This is a genomic window from Hymenobacter sp. M1-2 (assembly GCF_057808495.1).
The window spans coordinates 144,849-166,259 of sequence record NZ_JBTYZO010000014.1; the positions used below are offsets into that span (position 1 = coordinate 144,849).

Consider the following 21,411-nt stretch of genomic DNA (forward strand, 5'->3'; position numbering starts at 1 on the left):
TGAGGCGCCGCTTCAGAGTATTCTCACTCAATTTCTGCAACGAGGTGCTGAGCCGCCGCTCAGCGCTACAGCCTACTTCCGATGAAACGTATTTTCCTGCTTCTCCTCGCTGCTTTGCCGCTCTTTAGCTGCGAAGATGTCGTTGATGTTGATATTCCTAAAGGCGAGCCGCTGCTGGCCGTGGATGGCGCCATCACCGACCAACCGGGCCCTTACACCGTCACGCTCACCAAAACGGCGCCCTACTTCAGCGAAACGGAGCTGCCGCGGGTGCGTGGTGCCGCGCTGGTTTTGCAGGATGACCAAGGCAACACCGAAACGCTGCTCGAAACCAGCCCCGGCACTTACACCACCAATGGCACCATCCGGGGCCGTATTGGTGGACGCTACACGCTCACCATCCGCGCTGAAGGCCAAGAGTTTCGCGCCGAAACTGAAATCCGCCGCACCCCCGAAATCGATAGTCTCCGAGTTGAGTTTCGTAGGGAGGAAGGCTTCACGGACGAGGGCTATTACGTGCTTTACTATGGCGAAGAGCTGCCCGGGGTAGGCGACTACTATCGTTTTAAAATATTCCGCAACGGCAAGCTGCTCAATGAGCCCGACGACCTAATCATCACGGACGACCAATTCGTGGATGGCAACTACATTGACGGCTTGGAGCTGAACGACGACCCTTTCGAAAGAAACGACATGATCCGGGTGGAGGCCACCTCCTTGCCCCGCGATTATTATTACTTTCTGAATGAACTCTCAACGCAAATCAACAACGGGGGCTTGTTTGCCTCGCCGCCGGCCAACGTGCGTACCAATGTCCGCAACCTAACTTCCTCCGACCCTAAGAAAGCGGCCGTGGGCTATTTTGCCGGCTACACTGTTCGTACCGACTCCATTCGGGTGCCATGAGAATCATCTGCTAAAAAATGCGGATTTTGTGACCCACTTACCACCGCCGCATATGCCCGACCTCTATTCTGATTCTGAAGCGCCCTGGGATTTGCTGGCCCGTCACTTGGCTGGCGAAGCCACGCCCGAAGAGCTGGATAGACTGCGGGCGTGGGTGGCGGCGCGGCCCGAGCGGCTGGGTCTGCTCACGGATGCTACCCGCGCCTGGGAACGGGCCGGAGCAAGCCCAGTGCCCACGCTTTTTAGCGAGGCCGACGTGGAGGCTGCCTGGCAGCGTTTCCGGCCCCACATGCAAGTAGCCCCGGCCGCCACCGAGCGGCCTCTTCGCATCGACCGGACGCCAGTTTCTGTGGAAACTGCTGCCACATCGGCCAAGGTAATTCCCATGCGGCCGGCCGCTACTTTCTCGTTGCGGCCCCTGATGCGGATAGCGGCGGTGCTTTTGCTGTTGGTGGGGGCAGTGTACGCCTTTCAGAGCTTTCGAACCCAACTATTACCGGCCACGCCGCTTAGCGTAGCTACCGAAAACCAAAAGCGCTTCCTGACCCTACCCGATGGCAGCCAAGTGTGGCTCAACCAATATTCGAAGGTGGAATATGCTTCCGATTTCAAGGAAGGCAAGCGGGAGATTTCATTGGTGGGAGAAGCTTTCTTTAAAGTAAGAAAAGACCGTGGCCGACCTTTCACGGTGCTCACGACTGCCAGCCGCACCCGCGTGCTAGGCACCTCATTCAACGTACGGGCCTACCAAGCCGAAGACTCGGTGGAGGTGGCCGTCGTGACGGGCCGGGTAGAACTGGCGCCGCGCGCCACAACTGGCTCAGATTCGGTGCTGCTGACGGCTGGTAACCGCGGCGTGCTCTACACCAAAACAGCTGCTACAGCCTCCGGCCCCGTGGCCCCATTACGCCGCGCAGCCGCCGTCGATGCCAACTTTCGCGCCTGGCAAACCGACGAGTTGGTGTTCGACAACGCGCCGCTCAGCCACGTGGTTCGCACTTTGCGCACCACGTTTGGTACCCGCGTGACGGTGGCGGATGCGGGCCTGCTCAACTGCCGTTTTACGGGTACGTTTCGGCAGCCCATACCGGGGCAGGTGCTCAACGTGCTTAGCCTCGCCACCAATTCCAGTCTGCGAGGCGACGAAACCGCAGGCTATGTGCTAAGCGGTGTAGGCTGCCCCTAAAGTACTAGACCCGAGACAGTGAGACATGGAATATGAGACCGGCAGTTCAGGATCAATACTTTGCCTGCGACGCTGTGCTCCCTTGTTTTTCACTACCTACTCCATGTATTTCAGATGATGGGCCTACTCGCAAAGCTAGCCTAGCTTCGTTCATCTTTAAGCGCTTCTATGCGGCAGCTTATACTTCTCTTCTTGTTCTTATTGGGGGCTTTCGGCGCCGCGCGGGCGCAACAGTCGGCGCTGCTGCAGCGGCGGGTGCAGCTCGCTGTAACCGACCGGCCACTGGGAGAAGTGTTGCGGGAAGTGTCGCGGCGAAGTGGGGTCAATTTCAGTTACAGCAACACTGTTATTCCGCTGCAAAGCCGCGTGACGTTGCGTACCAGCAGCCCGCAATCCGTAGAAAGTGTGCTGACTACGCTGTGCCGTTCACGAGGACTTTCCTGGCAACAAGTACACGGGCAAGTGGTGCTGTGGCGCACGGCGGCTGGTCCGCCGCCGCAACTTGCCGCCGCCATTAAAGCAGCCAGTAGATCTGCCTCAGCTACGACTCGCCAGCCGCCTCAACCTGCAAAAAAGGAATTGTCTAGCGCGCGAAATGTTGATTCTGGGCAGAAAAGCCAACTCGCTGCCACGCGAAGTTCCGGCGCTACAGCTTCTTCCCGTACTCGTGCGGCTAGCCCGACTAGGCGCTCCGGTACGCCCAAGAACCCTGGAAATCGTATAGTAGCCGCTGGTAATTCTTCCAGCTCAAATCAAAAAACAATTGCTGAAACGACACCGGCGGACACTGCGGCAGTCAAGCCAACCCCACTGGATGCTGCCCGTACGGTAGCAGCTGGGCAGCGGGGCTCTCTACTGCCAAACCTGCAAGATAAAACCCAGCAAGCAGCGCAGGTACTGACGCGGGCAGCGCGGCGGCTAGGGCAGAAAGCCGGCAGCATAGAGCCGCTGAAAAGTCGCCTCGTACGTGCCATTAGCAGTTTGCCTACCCGCGACACGCTCCTCGCTTCTCGCCCTAAGCCCGCGCCCATTCCTCGTGCCGGCTATTACCAGCGCAAGGCCCAGGTTACGTTTGTGTCGCCGTTGGGTACCAACTGGCTGCGTGGCGGCCGGACCAGCAATGCATATTCGTTGAACGTGCTGGCGGGGTATGCCGCGGGCGTGCGGCGGCTGGAAATGGGTGGCCTACTAAATGTGGTGCGCGATACGGTGCGTGGAGTGCAGGTGGCAGGTGTTGCCAACGTAGTCGGTACCTCGGCCCAAGGCTTTCAGGCGGCCGGCGTGCTGAACGTGCAAGGCGGTTCGGTGCGGGGCGTGCAGGCAGCGGGAGTAGCCAACATCATCCGCGACGATGCCCGCGGCTTGCAGTTAGCGGGCCTCGTCAATATTGTAGGAGGAGCAGCAACGGCCTCGGCCAATAGTACGCGGCCGGTACTGCTGCGCCGTATGCTAGGCTTACCGCGCTTACTGGCTACCGACTCAACTGCCGCCAAGCTTGGTGCCCCGGGCCCAGCATCGTTGCCTGGGCCCTTGTTGCAGTTTGCCGGCTTGGCTAATCTTACGGGCACCGATGTGCGAGGAATCCAAACGGCGCCGCTGCTGAACATCGGCCGGCGTATTAGCGGTGGCCAACTAGGCCTTGTAAACGTGGCGCGCCATGTGCGTGGCACTCAAATAGGGCTGGTTAATATTGCCGATTCAGTGGATGGCGTACCAATAGGCCTAATCAACATCGTGCGGCATGGCTACCATAAAGGCGAAGTCTGGGCCAGTGAAACCCTCCCGCTCAATGCCGTGCTGAAGCTGGGCGTGCCTCGCTACTATACTATTCTAGGCGCGGCTGCTCAACCTTTGGGCACGCGGGTGCGCTGGGCCGCGGGCTTTGGTATTGGTACGTCGGGCAAGCCGCACGGGCGCTTCACCTACAGCCTCGACTTGCTGCAATGGACTCTAGACCAACTGGGCACCGCACAAATAGGAGAAACTAGACTGCTGACGCAGCTACGCCCGGCTCTGGCGTGGCAGATACAAGCTGGTGGCAATTTGCAGCTGATAGTTTCGCCCACAGTAAATTTGGCGCTAGCCGTCAACAATGACGAGCCGCCCACCTGGGACTTTGGCGAAAACCAGTTGCTCCTGCTCGACATCAGCAACGATAAAACTATTTGGCGGATGTGGCCCGGCTTGCAGGCCGGCCTCAGATTCTGATAGAAAGAGAAATTTGCAGCTGGTTATCAACAAGTTTATCCACAATGATGTGGGTAACTTGGTGCCAAAGCCAGGCCAGTAAGCCTCTGCGCCGGCACGTTCAGCGAGGCCGTACGCGGACCCTGTGCCGGTTCTCTGATAGTGATAGTGATGATACTGCTGTTCCAGGGCCCAGTCAATGGCTTCGCACTCGGCGCGTTAGCGGCTAGCTTGTTGGGGCAAAGATCGGAGCCGGCGCGCGGCGCGCAGAGTTTTGATGGGGCCTCGTTTCACGGTAACGGGTACGGCTTCCGGCTGCGTGGTGCGCTTGGCAATCCAGGCGCGCATTATTTCCAGTGCTTTGGGCGAGAAAGTCGGCTGCTGCACCCCATTCACCAATGCCCATTCCTCTGGCTTGGGCTGAAGCCAGTGGTTTACCCCGAGAAGTCTGTACGTCGTGACGTCGCGGTTACTGCGTAACCCTTTGCGCAGCATTGCCAGGTTGTTGGTCGCTTCCACTTGTAGGTCGTCGGCGCCGTTGAGGGCCAGAACGGGGCATTTCACATTGGGCAATTTCCGAACCGGCTCAAAGTCGATAAAATAGCGCGACCAAGGCGACGTGAGCTGAATAGCGCGGGCGCGGGCCATGTGCGGGTCAAGGTCGGTGTTGTTGAGGCGAAGCGTGGCCGCCACTTTACCGCGGGCCTGCGCATCGTTGGGAGTCTGCCGAATGATTTCGATCATCTGGGCATGTAATTCCATCGAAGCCTTCACCTGCGCTGGGCTCGAACCAATAAGGCGCATGATTTCCAGTTGCTGGCGCGTCAGGACGTGGCGGCCGGGGAGGCCGTAGCCTGCCAGGGACACCACAAAATTGGGTTTTGTAGAACCGTCGGCAGCGGCCAGCAACGCCACATTGGCTCCCTCACCGTGCCCAACAAATCCAACTTCATTTGGATTGATGAGGCTGCGTTTGCGCAAGAACGTCAAGGCTGCTTGTGCATCACTGACCAAATCGATAGTGGTAGCAGTGAGGTAAGTGCCCTGGGACTTACCCGCGCCCCGGTCATCGAAACGGAGCACGGCAATACCGCGCCGGGTTAGGTAGTCGCCCAGAATGCTGAACATGCGGTATTCCTGCTCCCCAGCATCCCGGTCGTGCGGGCCAGAATCAGAAATCAACACCACGGCCGGGAAAGGGCCGGGCCCAGCCGGCACCGTGAGCATGCCACTCAAACGCAGTTTAGCCGTGGGATTAATGAAGCTGACCTCATCTTCGCGGTAGGGCGGCGTGAGCCGAAGTTTACCCGAGGCAGTAACTGCTTCGCGGGCCCGTTGAAGCTTGAGCGGGCCGCTGAGGCCGGGCTGTTTCCAGACGCCGCTCAGCACCGCCCCATTACTGAGGATTTTACCAGTGAAGCTGCTGCCCGCCTGCTCAATGCGCAAAATCAAGTCGGCACCTTTCACTTTCACATCCACCGGCATTCGGTAGATGCGCTGCTGCGGCACGTCGAGAGCCGCATAGTAGCCGCCGTTGGTCAGCGGAATAATGGTGATAATAAGCTCTAATTGCCCTCCGGGCACTTTTAGCGGCCCACGCCACTGCCCGTTCAGGTTAGAAGGAGCGCCTGCAAAAGCTGGCGCGGCAAATAGGCAGGCGCAAAGCAGGAGAAAAACGTGTAGAGTTTTCTTCATAAAGTAAAAAACAGAAAGCTGTTTACGACGCTCATATACGGAAAGAGCACGGAAATTATCAAATTCAAAGATACTTGAATGAATTATTTTTACTGATGAGTATTTCAACAAAAAACAAAAAGAGGATAAGCCAGCTAAAAGCCGAGCTTTTCAACGGTTTGGGCTTCCTACTACGGACGACGTTAAACTTGGTTGGCGACCCCTAAACAACTGGCAGCTAAGGACTCTGTATAATCGGCAAAACAATTTATTACGCATGCCCGAAGCCGATAAAAGAGCCGGTTATAAACCTCAAAAAATTACTTACTATCTCAACTCGTATTGGACTCACTGGCCCGACAAAATCATACTTACTACCAATAGTGGTGAAAGCCGGGGTTTGGCAGGGCGACGGTTCGCTTGGTACATCAACTGCAAAGCGGTTGAGAGATAAGCATCCGAGCGATTCTTTCGCTCTTGACAGTCGTACGCAATGCTGACTGATTTTTTCTGCTGCTCATGGCTGAGACGCGAAACGGCCACCTCTGCTGAGGCGGCCGTTTTCTGCGTTAAACAAGCGTGTTAGCAGTTGCCGTCTACGTCGCAGGCGGCCCCGTCGGCGCCCGATAGCTGTACGGTGGCTGGCCGCGCTTCTTCCCACACTCTATCCAGCACTTCGCGGAACAGTTCAGTCGGCTGCGCCCCCGATACGGCGTACTTATTGTCGAATACAAAGTAAGGCACGCCGCGCACGCCAACCTGCCGGGCTTGGTATTCGTCGTGGCGCACTTCCTGGGCGTAGGCGTCAGAAGCCAGAGCTTGCTGGGTTTCGGTGGTATCGAGGCCCACTTCGGCGGCCAGATTCAGCAGCGTCGGTACATCGTCGACGTTGCGGCCCTCGGTGAAATATGCCCGCAACAGTCGCTCCTTCATGGCATCTTGGCGGTTGTGGGCGGCGGCCACATGAATCAGCCGATGCGCATTGAAGGTGTTGGCGGGCACCACGTGCTCGAAATCGAAGGCGAGACCTACAGTAGTTGCTTGTTGCGCTACGTGGCTGCTCATTTGGCGAGCCTGCGGCACAGACATTCCTTTACGCTCCGCCAGCACCTCGTGCAGGTTTTGGTTGAGTACCGTCGGCTCGTTGGGGGCCAATTCGAAGCTGCGCCACTGTACTTCCACTTCATTGTGGTGTTGAAACTGCGCCAGGGCCGCTTCCAGCCGCCGCTTGCCTATGTAGCAAAAGGGGCAGGCAATATCAGACCAGATTTCTACCTGTATTTTTTTCATAAAAGGAGGTTCAGCTTGCGCGAAATAGGTTTCTACGGCTCCTATAACTATTGGAGCAGCACGCCGGTTTCTCCCCACGCAAAATTGCCGAACCCGAATAGTACTGGGTCCGGCAATTATATGTGGAGTTGAAGTATGGTTACTGAATCTAACAGCTGATGCGGTTTACCGCGCCACAATTAGCTTTTGGCCAGGCTTCACCGCGTCGGAAGTCAGATTGTTCAGGCGGCGCAATTGGTCTACCGTCACGCCTTGGTAGCGCCGGGAGATGTTGTAGAGGGTGTCGCCTTTCTGCACCATATGCACTTTGTTGCTGATGGCGATAGGCAGGGTCTTAGGCGCTGTTGCCACGGGAGTTGCCTTTTTAGGACTCGGCCGCGGAGCAGCGGCAACAGCCACCGCTATAGTCTCTTCTGCTTTCACATCTGGCGCTATCAACGTCAGCTTCTGGCCTGGTGCTATTTGTTCCGAATCCAGGTGGTTCCACTCCATTACCTGCGCCACGCTCAGTCCCCGGCTTTGCGCCAGCGCCGCCAGGTTGTCGCCCCGCCGCACCGTGTAGGTAGCGGGCAGGGTGTCGTCGGGTGCGGAAGTAGCTACTGCGGCGGCTTCCGTGGCAACGGGCTGGATGCTGCGGCGGGTGCTGGTGATACTAGTAGGCTTCGTGGGTTCCAGGGCTGCCGTTGCTTCTGCTACGGCAGTTGGCTGCTCTTGTGCCGGGCGGCCAGCCGCCAGGGCTTTTACCGTCGGGAGAGGCAATTGAGCAGGTATAGTTGGTTTGTACTTCGGCGAAGCCGCGGCTACCACCGGAGCGGGCGTAGCAACCGGAGCCGCCACCGGCACGAACACCACGAGCTGCTTACCGGAAGCCAAAGCTCGACCTTTACGAAGGCCGTTCCAACGGGCTAGCTGCTCGGGGGTTACATCGTAACGGCTGGCCAGTTTGGCGGCCGTTTCGCCGCGGCGCACGGTATGGCGCACCCGGCGGAAGCGTGGTGCCGTTGTTTCAGTTTCCTCGCGGGGCGCGCCGCTAGCCACCATGGTGCGCGTCGGGAATGGTTCTACGCCGCTCAGGCGAGCCATCATAGGCGCCAAAGGACGGGGTAAATCAACCTGCGGGCGGCAGTAATCAAACAGCGTGGTGCGGTCTACCACGGCCAGTTGCGGCCGGACAGTTGCGGGCACTTGTACCGTGTAAGGCCGGTAGCCAGCCGGCAGCCAGCTTTTCTTCAACTCCGGATTGTAGCGCAACAAGGCGGCCGAGTCGGGGAGGCCGCACGCCTGGCTAAGGCGGTGTAAGTCGAGGGGCTGACCAGCTATTTGCAGCGTATCCATTGCCTCGGCTTGCCGGTACTGCAAGTCAGGCGAGTGCAGCCGGTGCGCCTGCGCGTATTGCATGGCGTACATGGTAGCCGTAAAAGTGGGCACGTAGTTGCGGGTCTCCTTAGGCAAGTTTGGGTACAGCTCCCAGAAGTTTTTCTTGCCTGTGCGCCGCATCACACGTTGCATGTTACCCGCGCCCCAGTTATAAGCCGCCAGCACCAGCTCCCAGTCGTGGAAGACGCCGTAGAGGTAGCGCAAGTGCTTGCAAGCCGCTTCCGTCGACTTTTCAGGATTCATCCGCTCGTCCACCCACTCATCCCGCCGCAAGCGTAAATCGCCGGCTGTTGGACCCATGAACTGCCATAGGCCGGTAGCCCCTACGTGCGACTTAGCCGTCGGAATCAAAGCCGACTCTACTACGGCCAGATACTTTAGATCGGTGGGTAGGTTGTATTTGGCGAGGTACTTCTCGAACAACGGGAAATACACGTTTTCCCGCTCTAATACCCGCTGCATGTACTTGCGGTTGCGCTCCGTGAAGTAACTCACGAAAGCCATTACCTGCGGATTGAACGCGTGCGGAGCCTCGGTTTCAAAGCAGCCGATACGGTCGCCTACCAAATCGCGCATCTCCGGCGGAACTTGCATCCAGGCCAGCTTAGCGGAATCCAGCGGCACGGGTACCGCCACCAGCGAATCGGGCAGCAATTGCAAGTCCACTACCTGCGTGGAATCGTCGAAGCCGCCGATACGAGGTGCTTCGGGCATTCGCTCGGGCAGCGTTTGGGCCGCCGCAGGGCGGGACAGGGAGGCTACTAGCAAAAGGGGCGCAACACGTACTGGCAGCTTCGACAATTTCATAGTCAGCGCAAAGCGGGAGTAAGAGTGTCTGTTAAGGACTTGGCAAACGCCAGCAGGTGTTCTTCGCGGAACGCGCCGCTTATCACCTGCAAGCCAATGGGTAGGCCTTCGGAGTCTGTACCAGCGGGTACCGATACGGCGGGCACACCGGCCAACGAGGCTTGCACCGTGAAGATATCCGCCAGATACATAGCTAGCGTGTCTTTGTTCACCTCGCCGATACGGAAGGCGGTGGTGGGAGCCGTGGGCAGCACCAGGAAATCGTACTGCCGCAGCAGCTCGTCGGTTTTGTCTTTGATGAGGCGGCGAACTTGCTGGGCTTTGGTGTAATACGCGTCGTAATAGTCAGCCGACAACACGAAAGTGCCCAGCAGAATGCGGCGCTGCACTTCCGGGCCGAAGCCTTGGGAGCGAGTTTTCTTGTAGAGCGAAGCCAAGTCGGTGGCATCGGGCGCGCGGTACCCGTACTTCACCCCGTCGAAGCGGCTCAGGTTGGAGCTGGCTTCGGCCGTAGTCAGAATGTAGTAGGTGGGCACCATGTAGTCGAGGTAGGGAAAATCTACCGCGTCTACCACGTGGCCCTGGCCGCGTAGCTCGTCAAGCGTGTTTTCGAGGGCGCCTTTGATTTCAGCGTTGAGGCCGGGCCGCTCCACCGCGTCGCGGATGTAGCCGATGCGGTAGTGGGGCGCGGGTTCCAGCAGTTGGCTGTAGGCGGGTACTTCGCGCTGGCTGGCGGTGCTATCGAAGTTGTCAGGGCCGGCCATTACTTCCAGCAGCAGCGCGGCATCGTCCACGGAGCGGGTGAGGGTACCGATCTGGTCGAACGACGAGGCGTAGGCCACCAAGCCGTAGCGGGAGATGCGCGAGTACGTGGGCTTGAAACCGATAATGCCGCAAAACGCCGCTGGCTGCCGCACGGAGCCGCCTGTATCGGAGCCAATGGAAGTCAGGCACATATCGGCTTGCACGGCTACGGCCGAGCCACCCGAGGAACCACCCGGCACGCGCTCCTCATCCAAAGCATTGCGGGCGGGGCCGAAGTAAGACGTCTCATTGGAAGCACCCATCGCAAACTCGTCGCAGTTTTGCCGCCCGATGAAAATGGCATCCTCGTCCAGCAATCGTTGCATGGCCGTAGCCGTGAACAAGGACTTGAAACCGTCGAGGATGTGGCTGCTGCTTTGCAGGGCGTGGTCTTTGTAAGCCAGCACGTCTTTCAGCCCGATTACCATACCGGCCAGCTTGCCCGCTGTTCCGGCGGCTAGTTTGGCGTCTACGGCATCGGCCTGGGCGCGGGCTTCATCGGGCCATACTTCCAGAAAAGCATTCAAGCGGCCGTTGCGCCGCTCGATGTTATCTAGATAATACTCCACGAGCTGACGGCAGGTCGTGGTGCCTGCCGTCAGCTCGTGGCGAACTTCCGTGAGAGAATGAAAGCGTCTCAAATCGAAGAAATCAGTTAGGACATTTGGTCAAGACGGGGGCGCTCAGCGGGGGCATCCGTAGTGGGAGTGATGCCACCATCCATGGGCGGAGCAACTGGCGGTACGTAGCTGGTTGCGGGGGCAACGGGCGCTGCTTCGTGCGTGGGCGGCGGCGCTACCGGGGGCGCGTAGTTCTGGTTGGGATTCTGGTTGAACTGCTGCTGGTAGGGTTGCTGCGGCTGGGGCTGCTGGCCGGCATTTTCGAATTCGCTACGAATCTCGCGAGAAGCATCTTTGAACTCGCGAATGCCCTTGCCTAAGCCACGAGCCAGCTCCGGTATCTTATTGGCGCCAAAGAAGATGAGAATAACCACGAGGACGATCATCATCTCGCCGCCGCCAATACCTTCGAGGAAAAGAAAAAGAGGAGTGTGCATGACTAGAAGCAGTTAAGCCTGGGGCTGATTGGGAGTGTTGGGCGTTTGGGGGGCGGCGTTGGGAGCGTTGTTCGGATTGGCCGGACGGTCCCGGAACTCCGGCTGCGGCTCGCGGGAAGCATCCTTAAACTCCCGGATGCCTTGCCCCATACCCCGGAACAATTCCGGTATGCGCTTAGCCCCGAAGAAAAGTACCAGAATGAGGACAATAAAAAGTATGGTACGGGGCGCAATGGCCAGAATCAGCACGGAAAGCAACATACGGAGGAGGGCCAATAGCCCGGTTAGGAGTGGAAAGCCTAGTGTACGCAGACTGACCTAGGTCAGGATTGGTAAAGGTACCCCATAATTTTAAAAAAAGTGCCCCAAGACCCGATAACAAGATCCGGAAGTGCCTAGCTTATCGTAACCTAAGTACCTGGTTTGAGGTAAATAACTCCTCGGTATAAAATTGTATTTCATCCTAGAGCAATTGCTATCTGAGTAGCAAAGTTGGAAGTTTGTAGTCTTACCGCGTGGTGGAGCAAAGACGACAGCTGATTTATTTTGTTCTAATGCCTTTCTGGCCTTATGTCTAAGCCAAATTCTGCTAAGCCAACTACCGAGGTGCCCGGCCAAAAAACAGCCCCAATGGGCACGCCGCAAACCAACGAGGCCGAGCGGCTGGAGGCACTGCGCAATTACCAGATTCTGGACAGCCCCCCGAAGAAGCTTTCGACGATCTGGTGCGGCTGGCGGCCTACATCTGCGGCACACCCGTCTCGTTAATGTCTTTGATTGATGCCGACCGGCAGTGGTTTAAAGCCCGCACCGGCGACATGGACATTGCCGAAACCAAGCGGGACATTGCGTTTTGCCAGTACGCTATGTTCGCCAACGATGTATTTGAGGTGGAAGATGCGCAACAAGACCCGCTGTTCCAGCACAACCCCCTCGTTACGGAAGATCCTAACATCCGCTTCTACGCCGGCGCCCCCATGATTACGCCGGAGGGCTTGCCATTAGGCACCATCTGCGCCATCGACACGCAGCCGCGCCGGCTTACGCCCCAGCAGCGGGATGCTTTGCGCATTTTGGCTAAGGAAGCCGTAGCGCATTTGGAGTTACGTCGCGCTCGTTTGCAACTGGAACAGGAGCGGCAGAAGCTGGAAGGCCTGTTGCGACTAGCCAACGATACGGCGCAATCGATGTATGTGGGGAGCCGCCACGAGATTTTTGTGAAGCAGGATCAACGGCTGGTGCGCGTGCACACCGAAGACATCCGCTACGTGGAAGCCCTCGGCGACTACGTGAACATTTATACCTCGCGGGAGCGCTACACAGTGTATAGCACCATGAAGGAGCTAGAGGCCAAGCTACCGCCGCGCGAGTTTGCCCGCATTCACCGAAAGTATATCGTGTGCCTCGACCGAATTACGGCCATCGAGGCCGACAACGTGCAGGTAGATACCGGCCGGACCACCGACCGCCAAACGGCTCCTACGCTCATTCCCATCGGCAACTCTTATAAGGCTATTCTCTTCAACCGGCTAAACCTGATTTAGCGCGTTAGCTGATCGGTAGAGGCGGATAAACTGAGGGGTTCGGCGGGGAAAAATATCGATTCACCGAATTTCGTAGCTATATAGAAAACGGACCTTCTATATTTCGACATGTTATCGGAAAGGCTCCGGTTGCAGAACAGGTTTTTAGTATGTTTTGCAGCTGCAAGGCGGTCTGGTAGCTAAGTTTGTTTTCATAGCTCAGAAAGACACCGCATCATGTGCGGTGTTTTTTTATGCTCATCAGGCGAGCAATTTTTCCGACAAAGGTGCCCTGCTTAGCGGCGGCCGAGCCAGTTTTCGGGGTTGAGGTTGGAGCTGTTGCGCCACACCTGGAACTGGACTTCCGAAGTGCCTTCCGGGTTGGTATACACCGTGCCGATGGGCTGGCGCATTTTCACGGTTTGACCTTCGCTCACACTCACGCCGCGCAGCTTGGCATATACCGTAAAGTACTCGCCGTGCTGAATCATAACAATGTTATTCATGCCCGGCACGCTGGCCACGGTGAGTACCTTACCATCAAAAATGGCTCGTACCGGTTCTCCAGCGCTGGTTTGGATATCGACGCCGCGGTTTTCCACCACTACATTTTTAAGCACTGGGTGGTTGTGCCGGCCGAAGCGTTGCGAGATGAAACCTTTGGCCACTGGCCAGAGCAAACTACCCCGATTGTCGGCAAAGGAAGTAGACAGCACGGCGGTTTCGGGCGTCAGCGTTACGCGGTCGGTGCGCACGGGCGCGGCTGTCTCCCCGGCGTCGGAGTAAGTGCTGCTGGGAGCCTCTGACGCGCGACCGGGCGTATTGCCCGTGCGAGCTGCCCGCTCACGGGCGGCGCGAGCGGCTCTAGCTGCCGCAACGCGGGCGGCGCGGGCAATTTCTTCCCGCACCCGCACGGCAATCAGATTGTCGAGGCGGCTGACGGCTCGCTGCCGGTCAGCTAGCTCCTGCCGCAATTCTTGTTCCTGCTGGCTGAGCTTGGTTACGACCTGGTCCTGCTGGGTTTTCAGCGTGACGAGGTTGTTTTTCTCGGCTACCTGCGTGTTCAGGAGCTGGCCTTTCTCCTGCTTTTTCACTTTCAGGCCGGTGAGCTGCTGGCTCAGGCGCTGCTGAGTACCCATAATCTGGGCTGCCTGCGCCTGGCGCACTTCCGAGTACTGCCGGATGTAGCGCAGGCGCAGCATAAACTGATTGAACGACTCGGCCGCAAACAGAAACATGATGCGGTTGTAGCTGTTGGCCGTTTTCGAGCCAGCATAGATGAGCCGCGCGTACTCTGCTTTCAGTTGCTCCAGATTCTGCTTGGTCTTTTGCACCTGCGTCTCGGTCTGCTGCACATCAGTTTCGATGTAGCGTATCTCCGAGGAGATATTGCGGATGACGCCCTGCTGCACGTTAAGTTTTTCTTTCAGCGCGTTCAGCTGGCCTAGCGAAGCTTCTTTCTGGCGCTGAGTCTGCTCCAGAATGCGGCTCGTTTCGCGAATGCGGCGCAGGGTGTTGCGCCGCTCCCGTTCCAACTGAGCCTTCGATTTTCTAGTGCTACTAGGGCGCTTCGTGGTGGTACGGGTGCGTTGAGCGAGCAAATCGCCGCTCGGACATACTGCGCCCAGCACTAAGGCTAATAACGCTACTACCGCCCACCACTTACTTCTTTCGGGCATAGCCTTTCGGAATGGAGAAAGGAAATTGCAGCCGCTCCTTGTCCACGTCGATGGTGCGGTAGCTGATGGTGGCGGTGGTGGGTTTGGTCTGGCCCTGCTGAATTTGCAGCAGCGTGTTGTAGGCGAAAGACTGCGGGGTGCGCTCTACCACCCGGAAGTCGCTGTAATCGACGGTTACTTTGTTCTGGGTGGCGGGGTCGTGCACGGTGAGCTGCTGCACGCGCGCCTTGCCCAGTTCGATGAGCTGTTGCACGAGCAAGCCGGCCTGCTCGTAGTTAACGCGCTGCATGGAGCCCTCGGTTGTTACTTGGGGTTCGGTGGTCGAGTTGATAGGCGGCAAATAGTTGCCGAGCAGCAGCGCTTGCAGCATATCAAAATTGACGGGCACGTTCAGGCGGCTGCTCAAATAGGCGTAGTTGCCGGAATAGTATTGGCGGTGCAGCTTATCGAGCACCTGCACCGAGTCGCGGGTGATGTAGGCCCGCACGCCTTCCAATCCAATCAAAGAGGCCGAAATCCAGATAACACTGTCTTTGCGGATGCGCACGTTGATGTTGGCGCCCTGCTGATTGCCTTGGTAGTCGAACTGCGCCTTGCCTTTGGCCGACAGGAAGCGGAAGTCCATGTTCATGGCCCGCACCGCTTCCGGCATGGGGCGGTTGCTACCACTTCTCGATGTAGTCGGAATGGCCTTGCGGTTACAGCTCCCCAGCAGGGTGGTCGCCAGGAGCAGGCCCAACGCAATGCGTTTACTCATACAGCTTCTTGTCTTTGATTTTGCGGTCGATCAGGTTGGATGCTCCGCCTATTTTTTTAGCGCGCAGCCATTCTGCGTGTGCCTTTTCCTTCTCGCCAAGCTGAAATAGAACGTCGCCGTAGTGCTCGATTACGGTGGCGTCTTTGCTGGTCAGCAAGGCTTTTTCCAGGTATTGACGGGCACCGGCGTAGTCTTTCTGCTTGTACAGCACCCAGGCGTACGTGTCCAGGTAGGTGTCGTTGTCGGGGAATTGCTTTACGAGCTTGCCCGACATTTCCTTGGCGCGGTCTAGCTTTTCGCCCCGTACAGAGAGGAAGTAGCTGTAGTTGTTGAGTGCCTGCGCATTGTTGGCATCAAAGGTCAGGGCCGCCTCGTACGCGGCATCCGACTTGGTGTATTCCTTCACCTCGTGGTAGGCATCGCCGAGCTGGGTGTCGAACTGGGCGAGCAACTCGGGGTTGTCGGTGGCGAGCTTACGGCCGTATTCCAAGGCTTTCACGCCTTTGGTGGGCTGCTTGTTGAGCACGTGCGCCACGCCGTTGTAGAACCACAGCGGTGCCTGATTTGGGAATAGCTCCAGGGCCTTTTCGGAATGGCGCAGCAGCGAGTCGGTTTGGTTCAGCTCGGCATCGATGAGGACTACTTGCTGCCAGATCTGGTAGCGGGAATTATCGAGTCTGATGGCTCGCAAGTAACTGCTACGGGCTTCCTGCTTACGGTTGGCGATTAACTGAATGTCGCCTGCCACGGAAAAGGCTTTGGCTTCCTTCGGGTGGACACGCGTCGTAATGGCCGCCAGGTCCAGCGCGGTTTTTTCCAGTTTGGGGTTGGGCAACTGCTTGAGATAGTCGACTAGCACCCGCACCTTGTCGTCGATGTCGAGGCTAGGGCTTTCGAAGGCTAGCTTGATTTGCTTTTCCGAGTCCGCCGCATTACCCTGCTGCCGGTACACATCAGCCAGAATCATGTGAGCCTGCGGGTTTTCGGGGTCTTGGCGCAAGGCTTGCTCGGCTACGCGCAGGGCGTCGGGCAGGCGGTTGTTGGCGGCGTACATTTCAGCCTGAGCCAGCACGTAGCGAATTTCGTCGGGGTTGGCCGCAATCAGCACTTCGCCTTCCTGCAAGGCCTTATCGAGGTTGTTTTGCTTGAGGTAGATCTGCTGCTTCTTGAACGACACTTCATCCAAGGGCCCAAATTGCTTTTCGGCCCGTTCCAGCGTGGCCAGCGCATCATTGAGCTTGCCCTGCGCCAGATACAGATCGGCGAGGTTGAAGAGGTAATAGTTGGAATCCGGGACGTCCTGAATCAGTTGGGCGTACACCTTGGTAGCCTGGTCGTACTGCTTCTGCGAGGCGTAGGTCTGGGCCAGCAGCAGGTAGTAGTAGGCGTTTTTAGGATCGAGCTTGACGGCGGCCTGCGCGAAGTTGGTAGCGTCTTTGAGGTTGCCGCTGAGCAGGTTGGTTTCGGCTATCTTGTAGCTGATGGCCGCGTTGGTGGGGTTGAGCGAGTAGGCTTTCAGCAGCCGCTCCAAGGCCTTGTTGTAGTCTTCGAGCAGCACGTACTTCACGCCATCCACGAAGAAAGCCTCGCTCAGCTCCCGGTCTTTTTCGGAGAGCTGCCGCAGCCGACCAGCAGCCTCCACTTCGGCGCGGCGGGATATTTCCTTGCGCTCTTTGCGGCTGAGCTTACGGGGCTTTACTTCCGGCGATTCCGAAGTAGGAGCCGGGCGCTGCTGGGCCTGGCCCGTTTCGGGTAGGTGCAGCAGCACGAATAGGAGTAAGAAAGAAGATACTACGCGACGCATGAAGACAGAAGCGCGGAACGAGTCCGCCAGTCAGAAGAAACTGATAAGGTGAAGGTACCCAAAACGGCGGAACCGCCGCGCGCTTCTGCGTAACGTAAGCGGCCACGAAAATACTGCATTTGCCGGTAAGATATTGCGCCGGAAAGGGGAAGACGCCAGAACCCAAGGCTAAGCAAGACTCCGAAACAGCCAGCTCCGGGCTGTCGGCGAACAGGTTAGACCCGTCCGAAACGAAGTCGGCCCCGTCCCAAGCCAAGTCCGGGCCGTCCGAAACGAAGTCGGCACTGTCCAAAGTGGAGTCCGGGCCGTCCAGAGTAAGTCGGCACTGTCCGAAGTCGGGTCCGGGCCGTCCGAAGCGAAGTCCGAGCCGTCCGAAGCAAGGTCGGGACCGTCCGAAGCGAAGTCCGAGCTGTCCGAAGTGGGGTCCGGGCCGTACGAAACGAAGTCGGGACTGTGCTAAGTGGGGTCGGCATCGTTGGTAGCCGACTTGGCAGTGCCCAGAGGGAAGCTGGTGCTGGCCGAGGCAAGGAGAGCAGCGTGATTGCACTGTTGAGTTTATCCGTGCATCTTGCTGAACCGGGCGACATTGCCCGGCACTTTACTTTTTTTTCTCATGGATAGTGAACAATTGAATCAGTATCGCATGGCCGGCGCCGTGGACAAGCTGCTCGAAAAAAGGCCCGCGGACCTGGCGCCCAGCCCGGTAGCCGCGCGCGAGGCCGCCGACGTACGGGCCGCGTATGCCGCCCTGAGCAAGGCTATGGGCGACACGCCTAGCGCCACGCAAGACGTAACCCAGGGGGCGGGCACGCAACGCCTCAGCCTGGAGAAAATACTGCCCGCCCTGACCGGCCCGTTGCAGTCGCACGCCCGCAAAACCAACGACACCGCGCTGCTGGCCGTCGCCACGCTGCGCGTGCGGCAGTTTACCAAGCTGCGCCCGCCGCAGCTGCGCGACGTGGTAACCACGCTGCTCGGCCACGCCACCACCCACGCCGAAGCACTGGCGAAATACGGCTTCACGGCGGCCGTGCGCACGCGCTTCGACGAGGCGCTGGCCGCCTACTCGGCTACGGTGGGCGCCACGCAGGACCTCATCGACCAGCGGCAGGGCGCCAACGCCAGCGCCGATGAGCTACTGGCCGAGCTGATGCAGCAGCTCTACGAGCTGGACGACCCGATGGAAGTTTTCCGCCTGCTCAACCCCGACCTGCACCGGGCTTACCGGCTGGCCCGCCGCATCGGCAAGAGCGGCGGCCGCAGCAGAGGCGACAAGGGCGATACTCCTGGTAGCCCGCAGTCGTAACCAAAAAGGGTTTTGTAGCTGGGCAGGCGGCTTTTCGCCGCCCGCTCAGTGAGAGTAAGCTACTGTTGTGCCGACCTCGTACTAGCGGCTACCGGGCGGGCGGCGAAAAGCCGCCTGCCCGGTTCTTCTAACGACAAACGCCGCCGGCCCACGTGGGGCCGGCGGCGTTTTTGTGCCATCGGGGGCGGGCTACGCTCAGACGCGGAGCGTGTTGTAGTCGCCGAGGCTGAGGTCGTTGGGGGTGCCGGCCACGGTGGCGTGGTTGCCGACCATGGAGTTGGTGACGTTGGCGTGGAGCAAGGTGGCCGACTGCTGCACGATGGAGTTGGATACGACGGACCCCCGGACGTTGCTTTGGTTGCCGAGCGAAACGTGCGGCCCCACCACCGAATCGGTGATGATGGCGCCTTCGCCTACGTAGACTGGCGGAATCAGCACGGAGTTGGTGATTTTGGCGGAGCCGGCCACCAGATTTTCGCCGCGCTCCTGCAAGTATTCCAGGTAGCGTTGGTTGGTGTAGACGGTGGCGTCCTTATTGCCGCAGTCGAGCCATTCCGTGACGCGGCCGGGCACGAAGGTGGTGCCCTTGTTTTTCATGTTTTCGAGGGCGTTGGTGAGTTGGTACTCGCCCTTGTCCTTGATGTCGTTGTCGAGCAGGTATTGCAGCTCGTCGCGGAGGTAGTCGCCGTCCTGGAAGTAGTAAATACCGATGATGGCGAGGTCGGACACGAATTCCTGGGGCTTTTCCACGAAGTCCGTAATCTGGCCCTGCTCGTTCAGCTTCACCACGCCAAACGGCTTGGGGTCGTCGACGCGCTGCACCCAGATGGTGCCGGGCACGCTGGAATCGAGGGTGAAGTCGGCTTTGAACAGCGTGTCGGCGAAGGCCACTACCACGGGGCCGGTGAGAGCGTCTTTGGCGCACAAGATGGCGTGCGCAGTGCCCAGCGGCTCGTCCTGGTAGTGAATGCTGCCCTGCGCGCCCACCGATTCGGCAATCTGCACGAGGCTTTTCTCTACTTCTGCCCCAAAGCGACCAATGATAAACGCTACTTCCTGCACCGGCTCGCCGCACACTTTGGCAATGTCCTCTACCAGGCGCTGCACAATAGGCTTACCGGCAATAGGGATAAGGGGCTTGGGAACCGTGAGAGTGTGGGGGCGCATACGCTTGCCCATGCCGGCCATCGGGACAATGATTCTCATGAGAGGGTGAAGGGTTTAATTGTTAAATGGTTGAATGGCTAAATGGCTAAATGGTTGAATGGCTTAATTGTTCAATGGTTGAATGACTTAATGGTTGGACGTTGAACGATCAACAATTTAACAATGCAACCATTTAGCCATTCAACCATTTAACAATTCCTCCAGCAGGGCCGGGTCGATGTTGCCGCCGCTCAAGATGGCTACTGCCTGGCGCGCCGGCGGCAATTCGCTACGGTGGTGCAGCAGCGCGGCCAGGGCTACGGCGGCTGTGGGCTCCACAACGAGCTTAGCCTCTAGCATCAACTGGCGGCTCACAGCCCGAATTTCAGCTTCGCTCACGGTCACGATATCATCTACGTACTGCTGAATGTGCGCAAAAGTTAGGTCGCCTAGCTTCAAGGTGCGTACGCCGTCGGCAATAGTTCGGGTGGTGTCGGCCGCGCTCAGCTCCACAATTTGCCCGCTCCGAAACGAGGCTTGGGCATCAGCGGCCAGCTCCGGCTCCACGCCCACAATTTTCACGTCGGGCTTGAGTGTCTTGAGGACCGTAGCCACCCCGCTAATCAGGCCGCCGCCGCCAATGGGCACCACTACGAGGTCCACATCAGGCAAATCCTGGTAGATTTCCAACCCTACCGTGCCTTGTCCCGCAATCACGTGCGGATCATTGAAGGGCGGCACCAGCGTGTACGGGTTGGTTTCCATGATGCGGGCCGCTACGTCTTCGCGCTTTTCCTGGGCCGGGTCGTAGAGCACTACTTCGGCGCCGTAGCGGCGGGTAGCCTCAATCTTGACCTTCGGCGTGTTGGTCGGCATCACGATGACAGCCTTAATACCAAGGCGCTGCGCCGCGAAGGCCACTCCCTGCGCGTGGTTGCCGCTGGAGTACGCAATAACGCCGCGCTGCAACTCTTCCGGACTCAGGTCGAAAATCCGGTTACAAGCCCCCCGAATCTTGAAGGAGCCAATGGGTTGTAGGCTTTCCGGCTTCAGGTAGATAGCCGTAGCGCCATCATTTCCCGCCGCAAACGGCAGCAGCGGCGTACGCACGATGGTGCCCGCTAGACGGCGCTGCGCTTGCTCAATATCAGCTAGAGTTACCATGTTGTAGAAGTGAGAACTTAGAAGTGAGACATGAGAGGTGAGAACTCAGAGGCTGACGGGTAAGTGAAACGTATTCAGGTGCACTTACACCAGAACGAAGTCTCACCTCTCTCTTCTAAGTTCTCACTTCTCATATCTAAACAGTGCCAGTGCTGCCGTAGCCGCCAGTACCGCGTGAGGTTTCGCTCAGGGTTTCAGCGGGCTGCCAGGCAACTACTTCGTGCCGTGCTACTACCAGCTGGGCGATACGCTCGCCATCCTGCACCACGAACTCCGTGTCGGAGAGGTTTACGAGCAGCACTTTCAGCTCGCCGCGGTAGTCGGCATCGATGGTGCCGGGGCTGTTGACGATGCTGATGCCATGTTTGTAGGCCAAGCCGCTGCGCGGACGCACTTGCATTTCATACCCCACGGGAATCTCCATGAACAGGCCCGTCGGGATAAGGGCGCGTTGCAGGGGTTGCAGCGTAACGGGCTCTTCCAAATTGGCCCGCACATCGAGGCCGGCGGCGTGGGCCGTTTGGTACTCCGGCAGCGAGTGGTGGGAACGGTTGATGACGGGAATCTGCATGTCGGCAAAGGTAGTTTTTGGCAGCTCGTTTCGGTAGTAATGGAACCGTAGCGCGGAAATCCGTTCCGCGACGAGCGAAGCGAGTTCCTACGCGGCCGGGTCGTAGCGCGAAGCTCCAGCTTCGCGCATCGTTGAACGACAAGCGTTGCAGCCTCATGCGAGTCGTTCAACCT

18 protein-coding genes are annotated in these 21,411 nt (G+C 58.4%); 6 read left to right on the top strand and 12 right to left on the bottom strand.

Features of this window, described 5'->3' with window-relative positions:
• Positions 1-81 precede the first annotated feature (81 nt).
• The 3 genes from ACYSMN_RS15085 to ACYSMN_RS15095 all read left to right on the top strand — a co-directional run bounded on the left by ACYSMN_RS15085 (position 82) and on the right by ACYSMN_RS15095 (position 4,300).
• On the top strand, positions 82-906 hold the full coding sequence (locus ACYSMN_RS15085) for a DUF4249 domain-containing protein (RefSeq protein WP_488924731.1): 825 nt from the start codon (positions 82-84) through the stop codon (positions 904-906).
• Between the two features lie 52 nt (positions 907-958).
• Positions 959-2,092 (top strand): FecR family protein, encoded by a 1,134-nt coding sequence (locus ACYSMN_RS15090; protein WP_488924732.1) that lies wholly within the window; start codon positions 959-961, stop codon positions 2,090-2,092.
• A gap of 168 nt (positions 2,093-2,260) precedes the next feature.
• A complete protein-coding gene (locus ACYSMN_RS15095; protein ID WP_488924733.1) occupies positions 2,261-4,300 on the top strand; it encodes a DUF4974 domain-containing protein in 2,040 nt (679 codons plus the stop codon).
• A gap of 198 nt (positions 4,301-4,498) precedes the next feature.
• On the opposite strand, the gene ACYSMN_RS15100 is transcribed toward ACYSMN_RS15095, so the two are convergent.
• The 6 genes from ACYSMN_RS15100 to ACYSMN_RS15125 form a co-directional block, all read right to left on the bottom strand.
• Positions 4,499-5,974, bottom strand: coding sequence for an alpha/beta hydrolase family protein (locus ACYSMN_RS15100; protein ID WP_488924734.1), 1,476 nt, complete (start codon positions 5,972-5,974; stop codon positions 4,499-4,501).
• Positions 5,975-6,535: 561 nt separating this feature from the next.
• Positions 6,536-7,243: a DsbA family oxidoreductase gene (locus ACYSMN_RS15105; RefSeq protein WP_488924735.1), complete on the bottom strand. Its 708-nt coding sequence runs from the start codon at positions 7,241-7,243 to the stop codon at positions 6,536-6,538.
• Between the two features lie 165 nt (positions 7,244-7,408).
• Positions 7,409-9,427 (bottom strand): lytic transglycosylase domain-containing protein, encoded by a 2,019-nt coding sequence (locus ACYSMN_RS15110; protein WP_488924736.1) that lies wholly within the window; start codon positions 9,425-9,427, stop codon positions 7,409-7,411.
• 2 nt (positions 9,428-9,429) lie between these two features.
• Positions 9,430-10,872, bottom strand: coding sequence for an Asp-tRNA(Asn)/Glu-tRNA(Gln) amidotransferase subunit GatA (gene gatA / locus ACYSMN_RS15115; protein ID WP_488924737.1), 1,443 nt, complete (start codon positions 10,870-10,872; stop codon positions 9,430-9,432).
• Positions 10,873-10,886: 14 nt separating this feature from the next.
• Positions 10,887-11,288 carry a twin-arginine translocase TatA/TatE family subunit gene (tatA, locus tag ACYSMN_RS15120; protein WP_488924738.1) on the bottom strand — a complete coding sequence of 134 codons (402 nt, stop codon included), beginning with the start codon at positions 11,286-11,288 and terminating at the stop codon, positions 10,887-10,889.
• A gap of 12 nt (positions 11,289-11,300) precedes the next feature.
• Positions 11,301-11,549, bottom strand: coding sequence for a Sec-independent protein translocase subunit TatA/TatB (locus ACYSMN_RS15125; RefSeq protein WP_488924739.1), 249 nt, complete (start codon positions 11,547-11,549; stop codon positions 11,301-11,303).
• Positions 11,550-11,858: 309 nt separating this feature from the next.
• Here ACYSMN_RS15125 and ACYSMN_RS15130 point away from each other — a divergent pair, with 309 nt between their 5' ends.
• Both ACYSMN_RS15130 and ACYSMN_RS15135 read left to right on the top strand, forming a co-directional pair.
• Positions 11,859-12,056: a hypothetical protein gene (locus ACYSMN_RS15130; protein WP_488924740.1), complete on the top strand. Its 198-nt coding sequence runs from the start codon at positions 11,859-11,861 to the stop codon at positions 12,054-12,056.
• A complete protein-coding gene (locus ACYSMN_RS15135; protein WP_488924741.1) occupies positions 12,014-12,832 on the top strand; it encodes a LytTR family transcriptional regulator DNA-binding domain-containing protein in 819 nt (272 codons plus the stop codon). Before ACYSMN_RS15130 ends, ACYSMN_RS15135 begins: the two co-directional genes overlap by 43 nt.
• A 275-nt stretch (positions 12,833-13,107) precedes the next feature.
• Here ACYSMN_RS15135 and ACYSMN_RS15140 read toward each other — a convergent pair whose 3' ends face one another.
• Genes ACYSMN_RS15140 through ACYSMN_RS15150 form a run of 3 tightly spaced genes read right to left on the bottom strand, consistent with a single transcriptional unit; the run spans position 13,108 to position 17,051 of the window.
• Positions 13,108-14,490: a murein hydrolase activator EnvC family protein gene (locus tag ACYSMN_RS15140; RefSeq protein ID WP_488924742.1), complete on the bottom strand. Its 1,383-nt coding sequence runs from the start codon at positions 14,488-14,490 to the stop codon at positions 13,108-13,110.
• On the bottom strand, positions 14,474-15,247 hold the full coding sequence (gene lolB1 / locus ACYSMN_RS15145; RefSeq protein ID WP_488924743.1) for a lipoprotein insertase outer membrane protein LolB1: 774 nt from the start codon (positions 15,245-15,247) through the stop codon (positions 14,474-14,476). Before lolB1 ends, ACYSMN_RS15140 begins: the two co-directional genes overlap by 17 nt.
• Entirely contained in the window at positions 15,240-17,051 is a 1,812-nt protein-coding gene (locus ACYSMN_RS15150; protein WP_488924744.1) for a tetratricopeptide repeat protein, read from the bottom strand. The genes lolB1 and ACYSMN_RS15150 overlap by 8 nt, the downstream gene beginning before the upstream one ends.
• A gap of 613 nt (positions 17,052-17,664) precedes the next feature.
• On the opposite strand from ACYSMN_RS15150, the gene ACYSMN_RS15155 reads away from it, so the two are divergent.
• Positions 17,665-18,357: a hypothetical protein gene (locus ACYSMN_RS15155; RefSeq protein WP_488924745.1), complete on the top strand. Its 693-nt coding sequence runs from the start codon at positions 17,665-17,667 to the stop codon at positions 18,355-18,357.
• Positions 18,358-18,552: 195 nt separating this feature from the next.
• Here the strand turns inward: ACYSMN_RS15155 and ACYSMN_RS15160 are convergent, their stop codons facing one another.
• The 3 genes from ACYSMN_RS15160 to dut form a co-directional block, all read right to left on the bottom strand.
• Complete coding sequence (locus tag ACYSMN_RS15160; RefSeq protein ID WP_488924746.1) at positions 18,553-19,563, bottom strand: sugar phosphate nucleotidyltransferase; 1,011 nt, start codon at positions 19,561-19,563, stop codon at positions 18,553-18,555.
• Between the two features lie 141 nt (positions 19,564-19,704).
• On the bottom strand, positions 19,705-20,667 hold the full coding sequence (locus ACYSMN_RS15165) for a threonine ammonia-lyase (protein WP_488924747.1): 963 nt from the start codon (positions 20,665-20,667) through the stop codon (positions 19,705-19,707).
• Between the two features lie 136 nt (positions 20,668-20,803).
• Positions 20,804-21,238 carry a dUTP diphosphatase gene (dut, locus tag ACYSMN_RS15170; protein ID WP_488924748.1) on the bottom strand — a complete coding sequence of 145 codons (435 nt, stop codon included), beginning with the start codon at positions 21,236-21,238 and terminating at the stop codon, positions 20,804-20,806.
• Between the last annotated feature and the right edge of the window lie 173 nt (positions 21,239-21,411).